The sequence below is a fragment of the Gordonia sp. NPDC003424 genome, assembly GCF_053588655.1.
Genome location: NZ_JBSFQJ010000024.1, coordinates 1 through 22,537 on the forward strand (window position 1 = coordinate 1; position 22,537 = coordinate 22,537).

Below are 22,537 nucleotides of genomic sequence, written 5' to 3' on the forward strand. Positions count from 1 at the left end.
GTACTCGGTCATCTCCTCAACCGTGAATCCCGGTGACATCCTCGTGTGCTCCATTTTCTATCAGGAGTGACTCACACCAAGTATGGCAATTACCGTTCTGCGCCCACTCGACCGAAAACGGCGCCCACTCGACCCGAAAGGTGCTTGCCGAGCTGGGTCAGTAGCGATAGTGCTCGGGCTTGAAGGGGCCGTCGACGTCGACGTTGATGTACTCGGCCTGCTCCTTGGTGAGCTTGGTGAGGGTGCCGCCGAGTGCCTCGACGTGGATGCGCGCCACCTTCTCGTCGAGGTGCTTGGGCAGGCGGTAGACCTCGTTGTCGTATTCGTCGTTCTTCGTCCACAGCTCGATCTGCGCGATGACCTGGTTGGAGAAGCTGTTGCTCATGACGAACGACGGGTGGCCGGTGGCGTTGCCCAGGTTGAGCAGGCGGCCTTCGGACAGCACGAGGATCGCGTGGCCGTCGTCGAAGATCCACTGATCGACCTGCGGCTTGATGTTGATCCGCTTGGCGCCGGAACGCTCGAGGCCGGCCATGTCGATCTCGTTGTCGAAGTGGCCGATGTTGCCGAGGATGGCCTGGTGCTTCATCTGCTTCATGTGGTCGAGCAGGATGATGTCCTTGTTGCCGGTCGACGTGATCACGATGTCGGCGTCGCCGATGGCCTGCTCGACGGTGACCACGTCGAAGCCGTCCATCAGCGCCTGCAGGGCGTTGATCGGGTCGATCTCGGTGACCTGGACGCGCGCGCCCTGGCCGGCCAGCGATTCGGCGCAGCCCTTGCCGACGTCGCCGTAACCGCAGATCAGCACCTTCTTGCCGCCGATGAGGACGTCGGTGCCGCGGTTGATGCCGTCGATCAGCGAGTGACGGGTGCCGTACTTGTTGTCGAACTTCGACTTCGTGACCGAATCGTTCACGTTGATCGCCGGGAAGGTGAGCTCACCGGCGGCCGCGAACTGGTAGAGGCGCAGCACACCGGTGGTGGTCTCCTCGGTGACGCCCTGTACCGATTCGGCGATCGCCGTCCACTTGCCCTTGTCCTGCTCAAAACTGTTGCGCAGCAGCTCGAGGAAGACCTTGTACTCGGCGGAGTCGTCGTCCTCGGTGGGCGGGACCACGCCGGCCTTCTCGAACTGCGCGCCACGCAGCACCAGCATGGTGGCGTCGCCGCCGTCGTCGAGGATCATGTTCGCCGGCTTGTCGGCCTCGGGCCAGGTGAGCATCTGCTCGGCCGCCCACCAGTACTCCTCGAGGGTCTCCCCCTTCCACGCGAACACCGGAACGCCCTTGGGCTCGTCCGGGGTGCCGTGCGGTCCGACGACGATCGCCGCCGCCGCGTGATCCTGGGTGGAGAAGATGTTGCACGACGCCCAGCGGACCTCCGCGCCCAGCGAGACGAGGGTCTCGATGAGAACCGCGGTCTGCACGGTCATGTGCAGGGACCCGGAGACCCGCGCACCCTGCAGCGGGGCGACATCGGCGTATTCGCGGCGCAGCGACATCAGTCCGGGCATCTCGTGTTCGGCGAGCTCGATCTCCTTGCGGCCGAAATCCGCGAGGGACAGGTCGGCCACCTTGAAATCGATCCCGTTCTTGCTGTCTGCCTGCGGCGCGGAACCCTGCGCAGTCGTCATCTGATCCCCTTGTCGTTCACGATGGGCGCTGCATCGGCGCAGCGCGGAATGCGTTCGACTCAGGCTATCGGACCGTGGTCGACGACCTCACATCGAATCGACGCGCGCGACGATCAGCCGGCGGAATCGACCGACGCGACTTCGCCGCGCTCGCGCTTGCCGACCATCGAATGCCGTTGGCCGTACAGGAAGTAGATCGCCACGCCGATGATCATCCAGATGACGAACCGAATCCATGTGAGGGCCGAGAGGTTCAGCATCAGCCACAGGCAGGCGGCGATCGCGAATACCGGAATGACGGGACCACCCGGGACGACGAATCCGCGTTCGAGGTCGGGTCGCGTGCGCCGCAGGACCATCACGCCGCCGGCCACGACGATGAACGCGAACAGCGTGCCGACGTTGACCATCTCCTCGAGCTTGTTGATCGGGAAGAATCCGGCGACCAGCGCGACGACCACCCCGATCAGGATGGTCAGGCGGGCCGGGGTACCGAATCGCGGGCTGGTCTTGGACATGCCGCGCGGGAGCAGTCCGTCACGGCACATGGCGAACAGCACGCGTGACTGGCCGAGCATCAGCACCATCACCACGGTCGTCAGGCCGGCGAGAGCGCCGATGGCGATGACCTTCTCCGCCCAGGTCACCCCGTTGATCGCGAACACGTCGGCCAGATTCTTCGCATCGCCGTCGCCGGTGGCGAGTTGCTTGTAGCTGACCATGCCGGTCACGACGATGGTGACCAGGACATACAGCACGGTGACGATGGCCAGTGAGCCGAGGATGCCGCGCGGGACGTCGCGCTTGGGGTTGCGGGTCTCCTCGGCGGTGGTCGCGACGACGTCGAAGCCGATGAAGGCGAAGAAGACGATCGATGCGGCGGCCAGCACGCCGAACCAGCCGTACGAGGTGTCGCCGTGGCCGGTGATCAGCGAGAACAATGTCGAGTCGACGGATGCTTCGGCGCCCTTGCCGGTTTCCGCGGGCGGCACGAACGGATGGTAGTTGTCGGTCTTGATGTAGAAGAAGCCGACGACGATGACGAGCAGGACCACGGCCACCTTGATGGCGGTGATGATCGCGCTGACCCGCGATGAGAGTTTGGTGCCGATGACGAGCAGGGTGGTGACGACCGCGACGATGAGCAGAGCACCCCAGTCGACGGTGTGCGTGCCGATGGCGAAGGTCGCGGACTTGTCGCCGCCGGCACCGTGGAACCCGAAGACGTTGGCCAGATAGCTCGACCACCCCTTGGACACGACCGCGGCACCGACAGCGAACTCCAGGATGAGGTCCCAGCCGAGAATCCAGGCGAGAAACTCGCCGAATGTCGCGTAGCCGAACGTGTAGGCCGAGCCGGCAACCGGGACCGTGGACGCGAACTCGGCGTAGCACAGTGCGGCGAGCGCGCACGCGATGGCGGCCATCACGAAGGACACCGAGATCGCGGGTCCCGCCTTGTCACCGGCGGTCGACACGGTGATGGTGAAGATACCGGCGCCGATGACGACGGCGACGCCGAAGACGATGAGGTCGAAGACTCCGAGTTCTTTCCGGAGTTGGTGTTCCGGTTCGTCGGTGTCGGCCATCGATTGTTCGACGGACTTGGTGCGGGTGAGCGGATTTGCCATGCGTGAATCCTCCCGGGTGTTCCCCAGCCGGGTCGGGATCACCGCCCGGCTCAGTTCGTGAACGTGTGGGTGAGCGTTCCCAAAACGCTATCGGAACCATTCGCCCCGCGAGCTACTTTGTCAGGACTGACCATCGCGCGCCGAGAGGACAGACGAAGCGACCGACGCACCGAACACGATCAGCTGATCGATCGGGTCGGCGACGGGCCACACGAACACCCCGTCCACCCCGGCGTCGGCGTAGCGAGTCAGCGTGGCCGCGCACTCCTCCGCCGGTCCGATCAGGACCTGACCTGCGAGAATGCCGGGATCTCGGTGGAGCATCCGCGCCAGCACCTCGAGCCTCTCACGCGCGTGCGTGCGGGAGTCGGTCACATATGTCCACATCGTCGCGAGGACGATCGGGAATCCGTCGACGGATCGGCCCCGCTCGTGCAGAGCATCGTGGATGATCGTGCGCCCGGCGGAGATCCGGTCGGGAGTGGTGTTGTAGGCCGAGGCGAGCCAACCGTCGCCGAGGCGCACGACCCGGCGCAGGCCCGCGACCGAACCCCAGCTGCCGATCCAGATCGGGATCGGTCGCGGCGGCACCGGTTCCAACGTGGGCACGTCGTAGAAACGGCTCGGCCCGGGTTGCGGGGTGCCGGTGAGCGCGGCACGCAGCACGCTCACCGACTCGTCGAACCGCGGCCATCGCTCGTCGAACGCAATCCCGGCCGCGGCGTAGTCGGCGGCCGAGGAGCCCGGGCCGACCCCGAGAACGAATCGCCCGCCGGAGATCTCGTCCACTGCCGCAGCGGTCTTCGCCATCGTCGCGGGTCCGCGGATCACCGGAAGCGCGACCGTGGTCGCCAGCGTCAGGTCGGCACTGCGCCCCACGATGCTCGACAGCGCCACCAGACCGTCGAGCCACGGCCTCGCGAAGACGAGGTGGTCGTTGGCGCCGATCGCGCGGAATCCCGCGTGGCGCGCGGCGTCGACGTAGCCGGACAGCGACGAGCTCGGCGGCGACGCGGGCGCTCCACCGTCGATGTCGATCAGCGGCAGATGCGCACCGAACCACACGAGGTGGATCGTAACCGACACGTCGCCCGCGAACGTCCGGTCAATCGGCTGTGGTCGAACCCCGATCGATGTCCGGCTCGAGGTAGATGACCCGCGCCTGCGGCACCGCCGACCGCACGCGCACCTCGGCGGCGTCGATGGTCGAGGCGACGGTGGCGACATCGGTGCCCGGTGGGATGGCGATCTTGGCGGCGACGAGTAGCTCCTCGGGGCCGAGGTACTGGGTCTTCATGTGGATGACGCGGTCCACGCCGTCCGATTCGAGCGCCGCCAGCAGGGCCTTCTCCTCGGTGTCGGTGGCGCCCTCCCCGATCAGCAGGCTCTGCATCTCGACGATGAGGATGACGGCGATGACGCCCAGCAGCACGCCGATGCACAGGGTGCCGATCCCGTCCCAGATCGCGTCGCCGGTGAGCATGGTCAGCCCCACACCGCCCAGGGCGAGCACCAGGCCGATGAGTGCTCCGGTGTCCTCGAGCAGAACGACCGGCAGCTCCGGCGACCGGGTGTTGCGGATGAACCGCCACCAGCTCGCATCGCCCTTGAGGGGTTTCGACTCGCGGTAGGCGGTGGCGAAGCTGTAACTCTCGAGGGCCATCGCGACCAGCAGGATGACGACCGCGACCATCGGCGACTCGAGGCCGTGGTCATGTGCGTGCCGGATCTTCTCGATTCCCTCGTAGATCGCGAACAGCGAGCCGAGGCTGAAGATGACCAGGGCGACCACGAACGAGTAGAAGTATCGGCTGCGTCCGTACCCGAACGGGTGCAGCCGATCCGCTTTCCTCGCCGCGCGGTTCTGCCCGAACAGCAGCAGTCCCTGATTGGATGTGTCGGCGACCGAGTGGACGGATTCCGCGAGCATCGACGACGACCCGGTCACGAGGAATCCGACGAACTTGGCCACCGCGATGCCCGCGTTGGCCGCCAGCGCCGCGACGATCGCCCGCTTGGATCCCTCAGCTGACACGTTCGCTCCCCCTCCGGCCCGGTCTCGGGTGTCGCAGCCGTCTCATCCGTTCTCGTGTGGTGACTCTACGTCTCGCGACACCGATCCCGCGCATGCACGAGGACACGTCGACAAGAGTTCGGCTTGTCGACGAAACCCCGTGCTGCGACGACGTCAGGCCAGGAAACTCCGCCCGACGGCCCGGTCGGTGCTCGACATGGTGTCGGCGGCGTCGCGCACGCCGCGCGACAGTCCGTTGAGCTGGGTGCGAGCCTGCGCGAACAGCTTGTCCCAGTGGGCCTGTGCCGACTGGTAGGCGTCGGCACCGTTCTGGCTCGTCCAGTTGGCGCCGAGTCGGGTGACCTCGCTCTTGAGTTGACCCGACAACTGTTCGAGGGCGTGGAAGTGACGGCCGAGGTCACCCGAGAGCGACGCGAGGCCGGCGAAGTCGTACTTGATCATGTCGGACATGGTGATCTCCTTCGGTGTGGTGGTCAGAGGTTGAGGGTGCCGCCGGTGCTCGACGCGATCGCGGACGCGTTGCCGGCGTCGTGATCGTCGTAGCCCGTGAAGCCGGTGGTCAGCTTGGCCTCGATGTCGTCGAGGGCGGCCTGCAGCTTGGCGGCGGTGCCGCTCCAGTCGGTCTGGGTGGCGTCGAACGACTTCGATGCCTGACCGTTCCACGTCGTCATCCCCGTCTGCGATGAGACCTGGATCTGCCGCAGGATGCCGTGCATCGCATCCACGATGCCGCTGATGGATTTCGAGGACGCCTGCGCGGCGGCCACGTCGAGATTCAACCCGGTCATGCTCGTTTCCTCCTGTGTTGAGGCACCGTGCGACGATGCCGCGGTGGTATCTGCGCCGAGGCCGCCGATACCCTGACTTGCCCGGACGGCCGATCATCGACGCCTACCGGTGCCGAAAATTGTTGCTGCCCAGGAAAACTGGCCGCTCACCGCGGACCGATTCGCAACTCGACGTCCGGCGGTATATCGGGTTCGTCGTGGCCGAGCACGGCGGGGGCGACCTCGGCGACCGCACCGACGAGCCGCGTTCCGTTGTGCCCGGTCACCAGGAAACCGGGGGTCGCGTGCTGATCGGTGGACGCACCGGCGGCGCGCCAGGCTCCCGCGGCGGACATGGGCGCCATCGGGGCCGGGACGCCGGCGGCCGGAACCCCGGCTGGTCGTGGAGCCGGTTGTGCACTCGGCCCCGTCGGCTCGGACGGGCCGGGCACGGGTGTCGAACTCGTCCGTGGAGCCGACAGCGATGTCGGGATCGTCTCGGTGGGGCCGACACCCGCTGTCGGGACGCCGCCCGCATCCGACCGTTCGCCGACTCCCCCGCCACCGCCGGCAATCGGGCCCGCCCCCGACAGGGCTGCCGGGAGCCCGGTGACCACGTGAGTGGGTGGGTCCGCGGTCGGGGTCGGGGCGGTCGGGGTCGTCACGGCCGTCGACAGGGTCCGGTCCGGTGTGGTCGTCGACGGAGGTCGGGCCATCGCCGACATCGCCGACACCGCCGGGCCGATCGCGTCGAGAACCGCACCCGCGACGGCGAACGGTGACGGCGTGCTCGCACCGGGCGACGGCGCATGGGTGATCGATACCGGGGCCCCGTTGGTGGTCATCGTCGACGTCGGTCCCAGCAGTTGGGTGCGTGTCGTCGCGACCGCCGCGGTGGCCTCGGCGAGTCCCTCGCCGGCGAATCCGACGGCGAGGCTCTGACCGGCCGGGGTCGCGAGGATCGGGACGGTGCCGGCGATCTTGCCGATCGTGGCGGCGATGATGCCCTGCAGTGTTGCCAGACCGGCACCCACGATGGCGGCCGCGGCCTGGATGTCGATCGAGATGCCGATCCCCTGCGTCGCGACGCGGCCCGTGTCGGCGGTCGTCTGCGCCGACTTGCCGACCGCCGCTGCCGAAGCCGTTCCGGTCCAGGTCTTGTCGAGCGCCTTGGCCGCGCTCGACGCGAGCGACACGGAGGTCTCGAGAACCGTGCAGAGACCTTGGAGGATCGCCGACGGATCGACGTCGGAGCCGGACAGATCACCGGTGCCGAAACCGCCCAGCAGGTCGGTGAGCGGCTTGACGAGCAGCCCGAGGTCCAACGGCGGCAGCGGTGGCAGCCCCGGCATCGGGGGCAGCGCGGGCACGTGCGGGAGGGGCGGCAGCCCCAGGCCGGCGAGTACCTCGCCGACCGGCCGGTCGAGGATCGGGCCCAGCGGTGTCGCGTCGATCATCTCGCGGATCGACATCTCGCTCAGAGCGGGAACATCGGCCGCTCGGGTCTCGGCGGTCATCGGCGGATGGGTCACCGGACCGCACGGATCGCGGCGCCCGATGCCGAGTCCGCAGCCTGCATGCCCGCGAGACCGGCAAACGTCGCCGCGGCGGTACCGGCATGCACCGTGGCCAGGTGGCCCACTGCGACAAGATGATTGGTTTGTGCGGCGATGAACGCCGCCAGGAACTCCTGCCCGATGAGCCCGAACACCGGGATCATCACGGCGGTGTTCGCGGCCGCGTCGATCGATCCGGCTGCACCGACAGCGGTCGCCATGGCCGCACTCGTCGCCCCGAACGCTCCGACGGCGTCGGGCACCACGGTCACATCACCCATCGGGTCTCCCTCCCGTTCAACAGATCAGACGCATCGCGCGACGATCCGGTTCCGTTGTTCGCCAACGTCATCCGTTGGGCGAGTTCAGCTCGGCGAACGACTCGGCGAACTCTTCGGTGACCGCCGCCCGCACGGCGAACGCCCGCTGCGCCGCGCGGGCGGCGGTTGCCACGATCAGGTCACCAAGCCGCGTGCCGCCGAGCTCGTTGGCGCCGGGCGCCAGCCACAATCCGGTCAGCGCGCCGACTCCGTCGACCTCGACGGCGACCAGATCGTCGACAGAGGTCTCCCGCACCTCGATCCCCGAGAGCGACTCGTCGAGCTCGTGCAGACGATTCAGTTGCGCCCGCGCCCGGGCCTCGAGTTCATCCATCGCCCAACTCATCTCGGCCCTCAGATCCGCCGCAGCCACGACGGCGGCGCGTCGAGCGCGTCGTCGTCGGCTTGCTCGACGCGGGCCAGGTCGTCGGCCGTCGGCAACTTCATCGCGTCGACCACACCGCGCTCGACACCGGAGCCGATCAGGTGCTCGCGCAACCGGATGCCGGCCGCCATGGACGCTTGCCGGCACAGGCGGAGGATCTCGTCGCCGAGCGCGGAAGGGTGCTTGTACAGCGCCGAGTCGGCGATGCGCACCGACAGCGGCAGCCCCTGCGGCGTGGTGATCACGGCGAGTGCCCCGGATCGCGACCGCGCCTCCGACGTCGCCGAGATCGCTTCGTACGGTGGCGGATTGCCACGCGGACCGATGTCGCATCCGTCGTGGTGGCAGCCGTCCCGTGCAGAGTTGTCAGTCACCCAGACCCCCTTCAGAACATTGGACGCACGCACCCCCGAATCCGGTTCCACCCACCACGACGGGTCCCGACCTTCCGGGTCGGGAGATGATCGGCGATGCTGTCTGGGTGACCCTCACCGACGATTCACCCGCCGGCGCGCTCGACGGCATCCGCGTCCTCGAACTCGGCACGCTCATCGCCGGCCCGTTCGCCGGGCGTCTTCTCGGCGACATGGGCGCCGAGATCATCAAGATCGAGGCACCGGGCGCCCCCGACCCGATCCGCACCTGGGGTCAGGCCGAAGTGGACGGCGAGCGTGCCTACTGGACGGTGCACGCGCGGAACAAGAAGGCGATCACGCTGGATCTGAGGTCGGATGCGGGCCGGGAGATCTTCCTGTCGCTCATCGACCGCTCCGACATGGTGGTGGAGAACTTCCGGCCGGGCACGCTGGAGCGCTGGAACCTCGGCTACGACGTGCTGTCGGCCCGCAACCCGGGGCTGATCCTGGTGCGGGTGTCGGGCTACGGGCAGACCGGACCGCAGGCCGGTCGCGCCGGCTACGCGTCGGTCGCCGAGGCGGAGAGCGGATTGCGCTATCTGAACGGCTATCCCGGCGAGGCACCGCCGCGTCTGGCGTTGTCTCTGGGTGACACTCTCGCCGGGATGTTCGCCACCCAGGGTGCGTTGGCGGCGCTGTATCGACGGACCGTGACCGGCCGCGGCCAGGTGGTCGACACCGCGCTCACCGAGGCATGCCTCGCCGTCCAGGAGTCGACGATCGCCGACTACGACCTCGCCGGCGTCGTCCGCGGCCCCTCGGGCACACGACTCGACGGGATCGCGCCGTCGAATCTCTACCTGGCCGCCGACGGGTTGCGGGTGGTCATCGCCGCCAATCAGGACACCGTGTTCCGGCGGCTGTGCACGGCCATGGACCGGCCGGAACTGGCGACCGATCCCCGCTTCGTCGACCACCACGCGCGAGGCGTGAATCAGGACGAACTCGACGACCTCATCGCGGCATGGGCGAAACTCCACACCAGCGACGAGCTCATCGAGAAACTCGGCGCGGCGGGCGTCGTGGTGGGCCCGGTGAACACCGTCGCCGAGGTGATCCGCGACCCGCAGATGCTGGCCCGCGACATGATGGTGCCGCATCAGGACGAACGTCTGGGGCGGTCCGTCCTCGGCCCGGGCATCGTGCCCAAGCTCTCCGAGTCCCCGGGCCGGGTGGCCTGGGCGGGGCCACCGCGCCCTGGCCACCACAACGACGAGGTGTACAAGGGGCTCCTCGGGCTGACCGACGAGCGGCTCGCGACGCTCGCCGACGAGGGCGTCATCTGATCCGGCCCCGGGTCTCGTCGACCATGACCGGTCGGCGCCGGCCCCGACGTCCTGTGGTATACGGCGATTTCGGTCTGGCATGCGGCGTCGGTAGACTTGGACTGCCGCGTGGTTCACGTCAGCAAAGAATTTTCAGGGGGGGCGATCTCGCATGACCTACGACAACTCCGCGGGTGCGGACCGCTCCGGGATGCCTGCACCCCCGCCGTGGCTGCAGTTCGGCCCGGAGCCGACCGAGGAGCCCACACCGGTCGCGGGTCTGGCCGAACCGCATACCGGCACCCCACGCACCGCCACACCGCAGCCGGCACAACCGCGGCCGGCCGACGCCCCGGCGTTCGCGCCACCCCGTCAACCAGCGCCGATGCCACCCCACATGGCGCCCGCGGGCCCACCGCACGCACTGCCGCACCAGCCGATGCAACAGCCGCCGATGCCCCAGCAGATCCCGGGAGCACCGGGGGCCGACGCTCCGTTCCACGGCGCGCATCCGGCCGGTCCGCCCGGATTCGGCCCGCCGCCCCAGGGCGGCCCGGCCCTCGACGAGGTGGCACTGATCCGCAAGGCGCGACGCGCCCCGAGCCGCGGCTGGCGCCGCGCGGTGCACACGATCTCGGCAGGCACGATCAACCCCGGCGAATCGTCGGCGGACGTCGAGTACAAGCGGCTCGTCGAGCGCGTCAACCGACCCGTACGGGGCGACTACCGGATCGCTGTGCTCTCGCTCAAGGGCGGCGTGGGCAAGACCACGACGACCGTCGGGCTCGGGTCGACGTTCGCGTCGCTGCGCGGCGACCGGGTGATCGCCGTCGACGCCAACCCGGACCTCGGCACCCTCGCGCAACGCATCCCGCAGCAGACCCGATCCACCGTGCGCGACCTGCTCGCCGACCGCAACGTCTACCGCTACTCGGACGTGCGCGCCCACACCTCGCAAGCCCCCAGCCGCCTGGAAGTGCTCGCCTCCGAACGTGATCCGGCGATGGCCGAGGCGTTCAGCGAAGAGGAGTACCGCGGGGTCGTCCAGATCCTGCAGCGGTTCTACAACATCATCATCACCGACTGCGGCACCGGCCTGAGCCACTCGGCGATGAACGGTGTCCTCGACCTCGCGAACTCGATCATCCTGGTCAGTTCACCCGCGCTCGACGGCGCCCGCAGCGCCGGCTCGACGCTGGACTGGCTCGAGGCGCACGGCTACGGACATCTCGTGTCGAGCGCGGTGGTGGTGCTGAGCTCGTCGCGGCCCGGCGCCTCGACCATCGACACCAACCAGCTGGCACAGCACTTCCTGACCCGCTGCCGGGCGGTCCAGCAGATCCCGTTCGACGATCACCTGTCCGAGGGCGCCGACATCGACCTCGATCTGATCGGCAAACCGGCACGTCGAGCGTTCGTCGAGCTGGCCGCCACGGTCGCCGACGACTTCGCGACCGCGGCCACCGATCCCGCCTACTCGGAGCAGGTCTTCGGCGGCCCGTTCCACCCCTGACGACGTCGTCGACCGGGCGGCCACCAGCAGAATCGGTGCCGCCGTCGCGTTAACTCAATGCAACATATTGGGCGCCACGTCCCAACGTAGGGTTTACTCGGACATGAAGAACCGACACGTCACGTCGCCGTGACCCTGAGGAGCCATCGTGACCGGAACGACGAAGCCGCCCGCCACCGGCCCGCGGGCAACGTCGCGCGCCCGGAAGAAGCCGGGTAGCGGTTCGACCGTGCTGCGCCCGGTGTCCGACACGCAGGTGCGCCTCGAGTACCACACCATCCACGGTTACCGGCGCGCCTACCGCATCGCGGGCAGCGGCCCGGCCCTGTTGCTGATCCACGGCATCGGCGACAACTCGTCCACCTGGGAAGAGGTCATCCCGACGCTCGCCCAGCACTACACGGTGATCGCGCCCGATCTGCTCGGCCACGGCAAGTCCGACAAGCCGCGCGCCGACTACTCGGTACCCGCGTTCGCCAACGCGATGCGCGATCTGCTGGTGGTCCTCGGCATCCCCAAGGTGACCGTGGTCGGCCATTCGCTCGGCGGCGGTATCGCCATGCAGTTCTGTTACCAGTTCCCACGCTTCGCCGAGCGTCTGATCCTGGTCGCCGCCGGCGGCGTCACCCGCGAGGTCAACCCGGCGCTGCGGATCGTGTCCATGCCCGTCGCCCACGAGATCCTGACGCTGCTGCGGGTGCCGGGTGTGATGCCGGCGCTGCGGCTGGCGGCCCGCTCGCTGGTGGCCGCTCCCCACGTCCCCGGCGTGCCCGGCACGGTGTCGCCGCGCCGACTCCTCAACGATCACGAAGATCTGATGCGCGTGCTCGGCGACCTCGCCGATCCGACGGCATCGGCGGCATTCCTGCGGACCCTGCGCGCGGTGGTGGACTGGCGAGGCCAGGTGGTCACCATGCTGGATCGCTGCTACCTCACCGAACGACTGCCCGTCCTGCTCATCTGGGGCGATCACGACACCGTCATCCCCTACCATCACGCGGTGCTCGCGCACGCGGCGATCCCACACTCGGAACTCGAAACCTTTCCCCGCGCAGGCCATTTCCCGTTCCACGACGATCCGGAGCGCTTCGTCCGTCTGGTCGTGGACTTCATGGACCGCAACGAGCCGGTCGAGTTCGACCCCGTCAACTGGCGTCGGCTGATGTCGGAGGGACAGCGTCTCGAGGAGTTCACCGGCGACGACGAGACCGTCGAGGCGGTCCTCGACGCCATCGAGGACGAGCGCAACGCGACCTGACCGGACTGCGCCGAGGACGCCCTACTGCCGGCCCGTCCGCGCCAGCTCCGCGGCCACCCGCACCGGTGAGTTCACTTCCCCGTACCCGCGATATCCGCCTCGGCGACAGACGATCTCGAAGAACAGGTCCTCCCCGATCGTCGGCGTGAAGAAGTGGAAGAACTCGCCCCCGCCGGGTTCCGCGTCGTAGAGGATGTCGTAGGCGCGCAGCTGGTCGACGAGGTCGGCGGGCAGGTCGAATCGCGCGGCGAGGTCGTCGTAGTAGTTGTCGGGTATGGCGAGGGCGACGAGTCCCCGCGCACGGCAGGACGCCGCGGTCGCCACGATGTCGGCGCATGCGAACGCGGCGTGTGTCAGACCTCCGCGCCGGCGCAGCGGGCCGTGTCCGTCGAGTTGGGTGGGCACCATGGACGCGACGATGCGCACGGTCGATCCCGAGTCGGTGGGCATGGTCAACGCCTGGCTGCGCATGGTGCCCACCGCGTCGGGCACGTCGAGCCCGTCGTCGACATCCATGCGGAACACCGAGCGCAGCAACAACATCGCACCCTCCCACTCGGCGGTGCCGATCCCGAGACCGACGTGGTCGACACCGGTGAACTCCTCGGCCGCCGGCCGCAGGTCCCGCGGCACGAGGTCGAAGCGACGCTGCCAGTCGGCCGCCGATTCCGCCGCCCGCAGATCGATCGACAGTGTCTCGGAGACGTCGAGCCGCACCACCTCCGCGGCCGTCTCGGCCGCCGGTGCGCCCGGGGCGGTCACCGGCGCCACCGGGACGTCGAACGCGGCGGCGCGCTGCGCCCATGCACCGGGATCCGCACTGCGCACACCGATCTGGGCGATCGTCGGCATGTCGGGCGCGATGCCCGGGGCGCTGAAGACCGTGCCGGCCGTGGTGTCCACGACGACGGCGATATCGGCATCCCGATACAGCCGCAGGCCGGTGTCACTGCCCACGCCTTGCAGATCGAAACCGATGTGCGACAGCGTCTTTGCCACTTCCGGTGCCATCTGCGGGCCCGCCGCCACCCGGACCGACACGACGTCCCCGGCCGAGAGTTCCGTGGTGGAACCCACCCCGATGTCGGCGAGTTCCGCGAGGTACCGCAGCGAGCGCCGTGCGTCGCGCGCGGTGCGGAACGCGTCGGCGTGCCGAAAGGTGTCACTGAAGATCTCCAGTGACCACGGCCCCGCATAGCCGGACTTCGCAACGGTGCGGATGAAGGTCCGCAGATCGAAGTTGCCCTGCCCGGGCAGGCAGCGGTGGTGGCGACTCCACTGCAAGATGTCCATCGACATCCGCGGCGCGTCGGCAAGCTGCAGGAAGAAGATGGATTCGGCCGGCAGGTCGGCGATGCCCGACGGATCGTCTCCTCGCGACAGGATGTGGAAGCTGTCCAGGCAGGTGCCCAGGACCGGGTTGTCGACCGCGGCGACGATGCTCGCCGCGTGACGGTAGTCGTTGACCGCGGTGCCCCAGGCGAGTGCCTCATAGGCGATGCGCTTGCCCCGGCGGGCGGCGATCTCCGCGGCGGTGCCGAGCTGCTCGATCAGCAGGGCGTCGTCGACGACGGCCGACGGCGAGGGCGACGAGCACACCAGCAGCAGGTCGCAGCCGAGCTCGTCCATCACGTCGAACTTGCGCTCCAGACGCACGAGATTGCGGCCGAATCGGGCCGCGTCCACGTGGTCGAGATCGCGGAACGGCTGATAGAGGTCGATGCCGAGGCCTCGATCGGCGGCGGCGTGCGCCACGTCCGCCGGTCGCATCGGCGACGCGACGAAGTCGGGTTCGAACACCTCCACACCGTCGAACCCGGCGGCCGCCGCGGCGTCGAGCTTCTCGGCGAGCGTGCCGGACAGACACACGGTGGCGATGGATGTCCTCGGGGTCATGGCATTCTCCTCGTGTGGCGCCCGACACAGTGGCGTTAATGTACCAAACTGTTCATTGGTGAGGCCAGAGCGCGCGGACACTTACACAAACTCCAAAGCCTCTAGCTGCATAGATGATGAATTTATGAACTATCTGGTTAGTTGTCTTGACGTGGCGACACTCGGTTTGTAGTCTCAGTCACACGCTGTTGAAGATGTGGCAGCCCCCACCACGTCAGGAGGACCGATGACCACCACCCCCCAGGCCGCGCCGGCTGCACAGCCGCGCAAGGCCGCCCTCGCCAGCTTCATGGGGAGCCTGGTCGAGTACTACGACTTCTTCATCTTCGGCACCGCGTCCGCGCTGGTGTTCAACAAGATCTTCTTCCCCGAGTTCAGCTCGGGCGCAGGCACGCTCGCCGCATTCGCCACCTTCGGTGTGGCGTACGTGGCCCGCCCGATCGGAGCGGTGGTCCTCGGCCACTACGGTGACCGCATCGGCCGGCAGCGCGTGCTCGTCTTCACGCTGGTCCTGATGGGCCTGGCCACCTTCCTGATCGGCTGCCTGCCCGACTACCACACCATCGGCATCGCCGCCCCGATCGCGCTGGTGACGCTGCGCCTGCTGCAGGGTCTGTCCGCCGCCGGCGAGCAGTCCGGCGCGAGCTCACTGACCGTCGAGCATGCCGAGGAGGGCAAACGCGCCTTCTACGCCAGCTGGACATTGAACGGCACCCAGGCCGGCCTGCTGGTCGGCACGCTAACCTTCATCCCGGTGGCCGCACTGCCCGAGGACATCCTGCTCAGCTGGGGCTGGCGCGTGCCGTTCTGGTTCTCCGCCGTGGTCATGATCGTCGCCTACCTGATCCGCCGCACCCTGCCGGAAACGCCGGTCTTCGAGCAGGCCAAGGAAGCCGATGCCATCTCCGACATCCCGCTGCTCGTCCTGCTCCGCTTCCACTGGCGCTCGCTGGTCCGCGTGATCCTCTGCGCGACCGTGTCGGTGATGAGCACCCTGTTCTCCACGTTCGCCCTCAAGTACGCCACCAGCGACTTCGAGGTGTCCAAGAGCTCGATGCTGCTGATCAGCGTCATCGCCAACCTGACCATGCTGTTCACCCAGCCGCTGTGGGGTATCGCGGCCGACCGGATCGGACGCAAGCCGATCTTCATCGGTGGCGCCGTCGGCTGCGCGGTGCTCGCGTTCCCCTACCTCGCGATCATCACCACCGGGTCGTTCTGGGCCATCCTGTTCGCCACGCTGATCATCCAGTCGGTGATCTACGCGGCCGCCAACGCCATCTGGCCGTCGTTCTACTCGGAGATGTTCCCGGCGCGTGTCCGCTACTCCGGTGTGGCCATCGGCACCCAGATCGGCTTCATGGCCTCGGGCTTCCTGCCGCTGATCGCCTCGGCCATCCTCGGCGAGGGACGGATGGGATGGGTTCCGGTCGCCGTCGTGGTCGCCACGTTCTCCGTGATCGCCGCCATCGCCGCGGCCACCGCGAAGGAAACCAACAAGGTCGACACGATGTCGCTGGGCGAAAAGGGAGGCGAGACCGCAGCCACCCCGACCGCGACCTCGCACCTGAGCACCTCCGCCGTCACCGCCTGAGCCCACCGCTCCCCACCCGAGAGAGACTGAAGATGTTCGACTCCGAATTCGCCACCGCCACAACCCGAGTCAACTCCGGAGCCGTGGTCTGCGCCCTCATCGGACAGGGCATCGGACGGTCGCTGACCCCGCCGATGCACGAGCGCGAGGCCGCCGCGCAGGGCATCGATTACACCTACCTGACCCTCGACGTGCCCGCGGCGGAGGTCGACACCATCGACCTCGCCGCGGTACTCGATCGCGCTCGCCGAGCCGGACTGCGCGGCCTGAACGTCACGCACCCGTTCAAGCAGCGGATCGTCGGCCACCTCGACGACCTGTCGGCCGATGCCCGACGGCTCGGTGCGGTCAACACCGTGGTCTTCGAACCCGGCGGCCGGACCGTCGGCCACAACACCGACTGGTCCGGGTTCGCCCGCAACTTCGACCTCCACTTCGGCGCCGGTGGCTCCGACCCGGTCTCGCGCACGAACGTGGTGCAACTCGGCGCCGGTGGTGCGGGTTCTGCCGTGGCCTACGCGATGGCAACCCGCGGTGTCGACCACTTCCACATCGTCGATCACGATCCCCATCGGGCCGACGCGCTGGCCGCCGCCCTAAGGCCGATGTTCGACGACGTCGAGATCACCTCGGGCGGCACGGTGGGCGCGACCGCAAGGATCGACGACGCCGACGGACTCGTCCACGCCACCCCGATCGGCATGGCCGCGCATCCGGGGATGGCGGTGCCCGCCTCCGCCCTGCGCCCCGACCTGTGGGTGGCCGAGGTGGTCTATCGTCCCGTCGTCACCGAACTCGTCGCCACCGCCCGCACGATCGGTGCCCGCACCCTGACCGGCGACGGTATGGCGGTGCATCAGGCCGTGGACGCCCTGGCACTGTTCGCCGGCATCGAGCCGGACGCCGACCGGATGACCCGCCACATCGGTGAGCTCATCGCCACCGAAGACGCCGGCCTGCGCCGAACGGCGTGACCACGGGCCCGATGAACGAACGATAGAGTTCATGGCGTGACCACCGAGGCCGTCCGCCGGCGCGATGCCGACCGCACCAAGGCGAACATCGTCGCCGTCGCGACGAAGGAGTTCGCCGACAAGGGGTTCGCGGGCGCACGCGTCGACGAGATCGCCGCGAAGACCCACACCACCAAGCGGATGCTGTACTACTACTACGGCGACAAGGAAGGTCTGTACCAGGCGGTGCTCGAGGCGTCCTACGGCAAGATCCGTCGCCTCGAACAGCGCGTCACCCACATCGAGGACGATCCGGTGACCGCGATCCGGCAGCTCGCCGAGATCACCTTCGACCACCACGACCGCAACCCGGATTTCATCCGGATCGTCGCGAACGAGAACATCCTCAAGGGCGCCCACATCAAGCAGTCGGACGCGGTCCAGAATCTGGGCAGCCCCGCCGTCGACATCCTCGGACGCATCCTCGAGGTCGGGCGCACGCGAGGCCTGTTCCGCGACGACGTCGACGCGCTCGACGTCCATCAGATCATCAGCAGTTTCTGCGTCTTCCGGGTCGCCAATCGCTACACGTTCAAGACCCTGTTCGGGCGCGATCTCACCGCTGCCGGGCATCGAGCACAGCAACGAAAGATGTTGGGCGACATGCTCGTCGCGTACCTGACCGCGACAGCCCCGACGGACGCCACCGATCCCCCGGCCTGACCCGACACCCCCATCGCGCGCCGCCGGCCGAACCCGAAACCCTGCCGACGGCAACAACTTTCGCGCGTCTGAGCACCCCGGAACCCGGCCGATATCGACGACCGTGCGCGGACTCCCGCCGACGTGCCGCCGCCGCAACCTCTTCACCCAAAGCGCACTGCCGGTTCGCCCGATATGCGTAGGCTGATCACCTACAGCGTGCAGACACTGCCCCTGCTGCACGCACCGTACTTTGGGAGTCCCGATGAAGTGGCTGAGAAGTATTCGCATCCTGCCGATCGTCGCCATTCTCGCGGCGTCGACCGGTGTGGCACTGGGGAGTCCGGGTCTGGCGTCGGCAGCCGAGATCAGGCTGTCGCCGACCGTCAGCCTCGCGCCTCAGCCGACCCTCGGCCTCGTACCCCAGCCGACCGTCGACCTCGTGCCACGGCCGGTCGCCGGCCCGCCACCGGGAGCCATCATCTTGGGGATGGTGAAAAACCAGTGGGACTACTGCGTACTCCTGTGCCCGCCGATGCTCAAGTTCGCGGTCAACGTGTCGACCGCGACGGTGCGCGCTCCCGGTGTGTACTCCGCGACGCTGGCGCAGACCGGATCCGATGCCCGGGCAAAGGGCACCGCGCTGGCATCGGTGACCGGTCCGGCGAGCGCCGGGATCACCGACATGTTCGGTCACGACATCCTCCTGGTGGTGCCGAAGGTCAAGAACGTGTGGGGCGTGGCAGCCATCGAGACGATGAATGTCATCGACACCGCACGTTCGGGTGGCACACCCGAACAGGTCGGCGCAGCCTATGACGCAGGGCGCACCCGGCTTCTGGCGGCCGTCAAGACCCCGATGATGCTGAACCCGCCGGACCTCACGACTCCCCGGACCAGGGCGCAGGCCGCTGCGGTCAACGCCGTCAACATCGGATGGACCGTGGGATATGTGGTGCCGGAGATGATGCTGATCGGCGGTGCCGCCACGGCCGACAAGGCCGCGAACACCCTGGCCACCACCGGCAACCCGGACCTGGCCCGCAAGGCCGGCGCCGAGAGCTTCAACCAGGTCCTCAACGCGGTGGGCGATGTGATCACCGACGCGGTCAAGAATCGCCGTGTGCCGGAGCCGGTCACCAGCGCGCCACCCAAGAAGGCCGCCCGAGCAGGCGCGTTGAGCCCGGCGTCGGCGGGATGGTCGTCGGCGGGATAGTCGTCCACAGCCCGGTTCCCAGATCGGCACGCGCGAGTTTGCCACCGACGCTCACGAGGTTGCGGCGGGTGATGCCGCGCGGTAATCGAGTAGTGCACTACGCGCGACCTGCGAGTTCGTCGACAGCAGACTTCGTACATGGCTGCGACGACGACGCGCCACGACCGACGTCCCGGTGTGGCGCCACTGACGGTGATCGGACGTTGGGCCCTGCGCGGCCCGTGGTGGATCGTCGCGGGTGCACTAGCGGTGATGGTGGCGACCGGGCTGTTCGGCGCGCCCGTCGCACATGAGTTGTCCAACGGCGGATTCCAGGATCCCGCGGCCGAGTCGTCGCGCGCCTCAGACTTGATGGCCCACCAATTCGGTATCGGCGGAACACAATTGGCGGTCACCGTCGAGGACCGTGCCGACGGTGCGATGAGCCCCGCCGCGCGTGCCGACGGCACCGAGATCACCCGGAGGCTCGACGGCCTGCCGTATGTGACGGGCCTGCAGTCGGCGTGGGCCGCACCGCCGCAGTCGCCGACCGCGTTGATCAGCCGCGACGGCAGGATCGGCCTGGTGGTGGCCGGTCTGACCGGCGACGAGACCACCGCGCAGCGCCACGCCGCCGACATCCAGGCCATGCTGCCCACCTTCGACGGGGTCACCGTCCGCACCGGTGGCGCCGGCGCCGCGCTGGTCGCGACCGTCGATCAGTCCAAGAAGGACCTCGCCGTCATGGAGACGATCGCGATGCCGCTGAGCTTCGTGATCCTGATCTGGGTGTTCGGCGGCGTGTTCGCCGCCGCTTTGCCGTTGGTCGTCGGGATGTTCGCCATCGTCGGGTCGATGGCCGTGCTCCGCGGCATCGCCGCGGTCACCGATGTCTCGATCTTCGCCCTCAATCTCGTTCTGGCCATGGGGCTGGCGCTGGCAATCGACTACACACTGCTGATCGTCAACCGGTTCCGTACCGAACTCGCCGAGAACCCGGACCGCGAACGCGCACTGCTGATCACCATGTCCACGGCGGGCCGGACGGTCGCGTTCTCGGCGGTCACCGTGGCACTCGCGATGGCGACGATGGTGTGCTTCCCCATCTACTTCCTCAAGTCGTTCGCGTATGCCGGCGTGGCGGTGGTCGCGCTGGCGGCCGGCGCGGCACTGGTGCTGACCCCGGCCGTGCTGGTGCTGCTCGGTACTCGGCTGGACGCGTGGGATCTCCGACGACTGATCCGGCGCGTTCTCGGTCGGCCGGCGCCGACGCCGGCACCCATCGACCAGACCGCCTGGTACCGCTGGTCGAAGGGCGTCATGCGGCGGGCCATCCCGGTGGCGCTGGGCGTCACGGTGGCCCTGCTCGCGGCCGGCGCACCGTTCCTCGGCATCAAGTTCGGGTTCCCCGACGACCGGCTGCTGCCGCCGTCGGCCGACGTGCGTCAGGTCGGCGATCAATTGCGCTCGGAGTTCGACACCGCCGCGGTGGGCAACTCGGTGGTGATCACCGTCCCGAACGTCGCCGGCCTGCCGGTCGGCGCACTCGACGGGTACGCCGCCGATCTCTCACGAGTCGCCGACGTGTCGGCGGTGTCGGTGCCGAGCGGGACGTATCGCGGCGGCCATCGGGTGGGTCCGGCCGCCCTGCCGACCGAGATCCGTGGCGATGCCGCCTACCTGACCGTCGGATCGGTCGCCCCGCTGTACTCGCCGGCATCCGAGCACCAGCTCGACCACCTGCACGCCGTCACACCGCCCGACGGCCGGCAGGTGCTCTTCGGCGGTTGGGCCCAACTCAATCGCGACAGCGGTGAGGCGGTCACTTCCACACTGCCACTTGTTGTTTCACTGATCGCCGCGGTCACCTTCGTCATCGTGTTCCTCTTCACCGGCAGCCTGGTGTTGCCGGTGGTGACGCTGCTGCTCAACGTGCTGTCGCTGACGGCCGCGTTCGGCGCGCTGGTGTGGATCTTCCAGGACGGACACCTGGGCGGCTTCGGCACCACCACCATCGGCACGTTGTCGGCGAGTGTCCCGATGCTGTTGTTCTGCATGGCTTTCGGACTGGCGATGGACTACCAGCTCTTCGTCGTGTCACGAATGCGCGAGTATTGGGCGGGTTCCGCGAAGACCCGCGCCGACAACACCGAGGCCATCGCCCGCGGCCTGGCCCATACCGGGCGTGTGGTCACCGCCGCCGCACTCCTGATGGTGGTGACCTTCGGATCTATGGGCAGCGCCCAGGTCTCCATCATGCGGGTCTTCGGGGTCGGCCTGCCACTGGCGGTTCTGGTCGACGCGACGCTCGTCCGGATGGTACTGCTGCCGGCGGTGATGGGCCTGCTGGGCCGGTTCAGCTGGTGGGCGCCCGCACCGCTGGCGTGGCTGCATCAGCATGTGGGCCTTCGGGAGTCGGCTCCGGTCCGGGCGATCAGAACTCCCGACCTGGCGCTGCTCGCGAGGACCGCCGATGTCGAATAGCGCAGCGGCGCCGGCCCGATCGGCTGCCGAGACAGCGCGGGTCAGCCCCCGCAGCAGCCACCGGTCGAGGTGCGCAGGTCGCGGGTGACCTCGTTGCGGGCCGCGAGGTCGTCGTCGGCGGGATAGTCGACGCCGGTCAGGCACAGCCCGCGGGCGTCCGCGACGGGGATCTTGCTATTGCGTTCTCGCTCCTCGAGAAGTCCACGGCACCAGTCGATGTCGCGGCGTCCGTCGCCCACGCTGGCCACCGCGCCGACCAGCGACCGCACCATCGACCAGCAGAACGCATCCGCACTGACCCGGCCGACGAGCACCCCCTCGTCGTCGCGGCGCCAATCGAAGCGTTGCAGATCGCGGATCGTCGTCGCTCCGTCACGTCGGCGGCAGAAAGCGGCGAAATCGTTGAGACCCAACAACGTCGACGACGCCGAGTTCATCGCATCGACGTCCAACGGTCGCCGCCACACCGCGGTGGCGCGTGCGTGGATGGGCTCGGCTCCCCACCGCGCGTCGGTGAGCCGGTAGACGTAGTGGCGGCGCAGCGCGGAGAACCGCGCGTCGAAATGCCCGCTCACCCGGACGATCTCCCGCACCCGGACGTCGTCGGGCAACATCTTGCCCAGCCGGCCCACGAGCGTCGACGGGTCGCCGGCGATCGACCGGGTGTTCAACGCCGATTCCGGGACGTCGGCGTGCGCGACCTGGCCGGTGGCGTGCACGCCGGCATCGGTGCGTCCGGCGACCGTGAGCCGCACCGGGACCCGCAGCACGGTCGCAAGGGTGGTCTCCAGCGTCTCGCACACCGTCCGCTGACCGATCTGCCGCGCCCAACCGGCGAAATCGGTGCCGTCGTAGGAGATGTCGAGGCGCAGACGGCAGAACCCGCCGTCACCGGAATCGGTGACGGCGGGTTCTGTCAACTGTTCTGGAC

At 68.5% G+C, this 22,537-nt stretch carries 20 protein-coding genes; 8 read left to right on the forward strand and 12 right to left on the reverse strand.

The window, feature by feature from the left end; genetic code table 11:
• Positions 1 to 157: 157 nt before the first annotated feature.
• From ahcY to ACWDTI_RS24330, 10 genes are all read right to left on the reverse strand, one after another.
• On the reverse strand, positions 158 to 1,636 hold the full coding sequence (gene ahcY, locus ACWDTI_RS24285) for an adenosylhomocysteinase (protein ID WP_449740695.1): 1,479 nt from the start codon (positions 1,634 to 1,636) through the stop codon (positions 158 to 160).
• A gap of 113 nt (positions 1,637 to 1,749) precedes the next feature.
• Positions 1,750 to 3,267: an amino acid permease gene (locus ACWDTI_RS24290; RefSeq protein WP_449740696.1), complete on the reverse strand. Its 1,518-nt coding sequence runs from the start codon at positions 3,265 to 3,267 to the stop codon at positions 1,750 to 1,752.
• A gap of 120 nt (positions 3,268 to 3,387) precedes the next feature.
• Entirely contained in the window at positions 3,388 to 4,332 is a 945-nt protein-coding gene (locus ACWDTI_RS24295; protein ID WP_449740697.1) for an LLM class flavin-dependent oxidoreductase, read from the reverse strand.
• A gap of 40 nt (positions 4,333 to 4,372) precedes the next feature.
• A complete protein-coding gene (locus tag ACWDTI_RS24300; protein ID WP_449740698.1) occupies positions 4,373 to 5,302 on the reverse strand; it encodes a cation diffusion facilitator family transporter in 930 nt (309 codons plus the stop codon).
• A 153-nt stretch (positions 5,303 to 5,455) separates the two neighbouring features.
• A complete protein-coding gene (locus tag ACWDTI_RS24305; RefSeq protein WP_449740699.1) occupies positions 5,456 to 5,752 on the reverse strand; it encodes a WXG100 family type VII secretion target in 297 nt (98 codons plus the stop codon).
• 23 nt (positions 5,753 to 5,775) lie between these two features.
• On the reverse strand, positions 5,776 to 6,090 hold the full coding sequence (locus tag ACWDTI_RS24310; protein WP_449740700.1) for a WXG100 family type VII secretion target: 315 nt from the start codon (positions 6,088 to 6,090) through the stop codon (positions 5,776 to 5,778).
• A 146-nt stretch (positions 6,091 to 6,236) separates the two neighbouring features.
• Positions 6,237 to 7,586, reverse strand: a complete 1,350-nt coding sequence (locus ACWDTI_RS24315; RefSeq protein WP_449740701.1) for a hypothetical protein — start codon at positions 7,584 to 7,586, stop codon at positions 6,237 to 6,239.
• Positions 7,587 to 7,597: 11 nt separating this feature from the next.
• On the reverse strand, positions 7,598 to 7,906 hold the full coding sequence (locus ACWDTI_RS24320) for a type VII secretion target (RefSeq protein WP_449740702.1): 309 nt from the start codon (positions 7,904 to 7,906) through the stop codon (positions 7,598 to 7,600).
• 67 nt (positions 7,907 to 7,973) lie between these two features.
• The gene (locus tag ACWDTI_RS24325; protein WP_449740703.1) at positions 7,974 to 8,279 is read right to left on the reverse strand and encodes a YbaB/EbfC family nucleoid-associated protein; all 306 of its coding nucleotides are present in this window, start codon (positions 8,277 to 8,279) and stop codon (positions 7,974 to 7,976) included.
• A 20-nt stretch (positions 8,280 to 8,299) separates the two neighbouring features.
• Positions 8,300 to 8,704 carry a hypothetical protein gene (locus ACWDTI_RS24330; protein WP_449740704.1) on the reverse strand — a complete coding sequence of 135 codons (405 nt, stop codon included), beginning with the start codon at positions 8,702 to 8,704 and terminating at the stop codon, positions 8,300 to 8,302.
• A gap of 86 nt (positions 8,705 to 8,790) precedes the next feature.
• On the opposite strand from ACWDTI_RS24330, the gene ACWDTI_RS24335 reads away from it, so the two are divergent.
• The 3 genes from ACWDTI_RS24335 to ACWDTI_RS24345 all read left to right on the forward strand — a co-directional run bounded on the left by ACWDTI_RS24335 (position 8,791) and on the right by ACWDTI_RS24345 (position 12,782).
• On the forward strand, positions 8,791 to 10,032 hold the full coding sequence (locus ACWDTI_RS24335) for a CaiB/BaiF CoA transferase family protein (protein ID WP_449740705.1): 1,242 nt from the start codon (positions 8,791 to 8,793) through the stop codon (positions 10,030 to 10,032).
• A 151-nt stretch (positions 10,033 to 10,183) separates the two neighbouring features.
• A complete protein-coding gene (locus tag ACWDTI_RS24340) occupies positions 10,184 to 11,524 on the forward strand; it encodes a MinD/ParA family ATP-binding protein (protein WP_449740706.1) in 1,341 nt (446 codons plus the stop codon).
• A 229-nt stretch (positions 11,525 to 11,753) separates the two neighbouring features.
• The gene (locus ACWDTI_RS24345) at positions 11,754 to 12,782 is read left to right on the forward strand and encodes an alpha/beta fold hydrolase (protein WP_449740759.1); all 1,029 of its coding nucleotides are present in this window, start codon (positions 11,754 to 11,756) and stop codon (positions 12,780 to 12,782) included.
• A gap of 21 nt (positions 12,783 to 12,803) precedes the next feature.
• Here the strand turns inward: ACWDTI_RS24345 and ACWDTI_RS24350 are convergent, their stop codons facing one another.
• Complete coding sequence (locus tag ACWDTI_RS24350; RefSeq protein ID WP_449740707.1) at positions 12,804 to 14,678, reverse strand: TIM barrel protein; 1,875 nt, start codon at positions 14,676 to 14,678, stop codon at positions 12,804 to 12,806.
• A gap of 226 nt (positions 14,679 to 14,904) precedes the next feature.
• Here ACWDTI_RS24350 and ACWDTI_RS24355 point away from each other — a divergent pair, with 226 nt between their 5' ends.
• The 5 genes from ACWDTI_RS24355 (at position 14,905) to ACWDTI_RS24375 (ending at position 21,606) form a co-directional block, all read left to right on the forward strand.
• Complete coding sequence (locus tag ACWDTI_RS24355) at positions 14,905 to 16,272, forward strand: MFS transporter (RefSeq protein WP_449740708.1); 1,368 nt, start codon at positions 14,905 to 14,907, stop codon at positions 16,270 to 16,272.
• Between the two features lie 32 nt (positions 16,273 to 16,304).
• Positions 16,305 to 17,246, forward strand: a complete 942-nt coding sequence (locus ACWDTI_RS24360; RefSeq protein ID WP_449740709.1) for a shikimate dehydrogenase — start codon at positions 16,305 to 16,307, stop codon at positions 17,244 to 17,246.
• A 36-nt stretch (positions 17,247 to 17,282) separates the two neighbouring features.
• A complete protein-coding gene (locus ACWDTI_RS24365) occupies positions 17,283 to 17,948 on the forward strand; it encodes a TetR/AcrR family transcriptional regulator (RefSeq protein ID WP_449740710.1) in 666 nt (221 codons plus the stop codon).
• Between the two features lie 244 nt (positions 17,949 to 18,192).
• Positions 18,193 to 19,143 (forward strand): hypothetical protein, encoded by a 951-nt coding sequence (locus ACWDTI_RS24370; protein WP_449740711.1) that lies wholly within the window; start codon positions 18,193 to 18,195, stop codon positions 19,141 to 19,143.
• 138 nt (positions 19,144 to 19,281) lie between these two features.
• On the forward strand, positions 19,282 to 21,606 hold the full coding sequence (locus ACWDTI_RS24375) for an MMPL family transporter (protein WP_449740712.1): 2,325 nt from the start codon (positions 19,282 to 19,284) through the stop codon (positions 21,604 to 21,606).
• 41 nt (positions 21,607 to 21,647) lie between these two features.
• Here ACWDTI_RS24375 and truA read toward each other — a convergent pair whose 3' ends face one another.
• The gene (gene truA, locus ACWDTI_RS24380) at positions 21,648 to 22,526 is read right to left on the reverse strand and encodes a tRNA pseudouridine(38-40) synthase TruA (protein ID WP_449740713.1); all 879 of its coding nucleotides are present in this window, start codon (positions 22,524 to 22,526) and stop codon (positions 21,648 to 21,650) included.
• Positions 22,527 to 22,537: the final 11 nt, after the last annotated feature.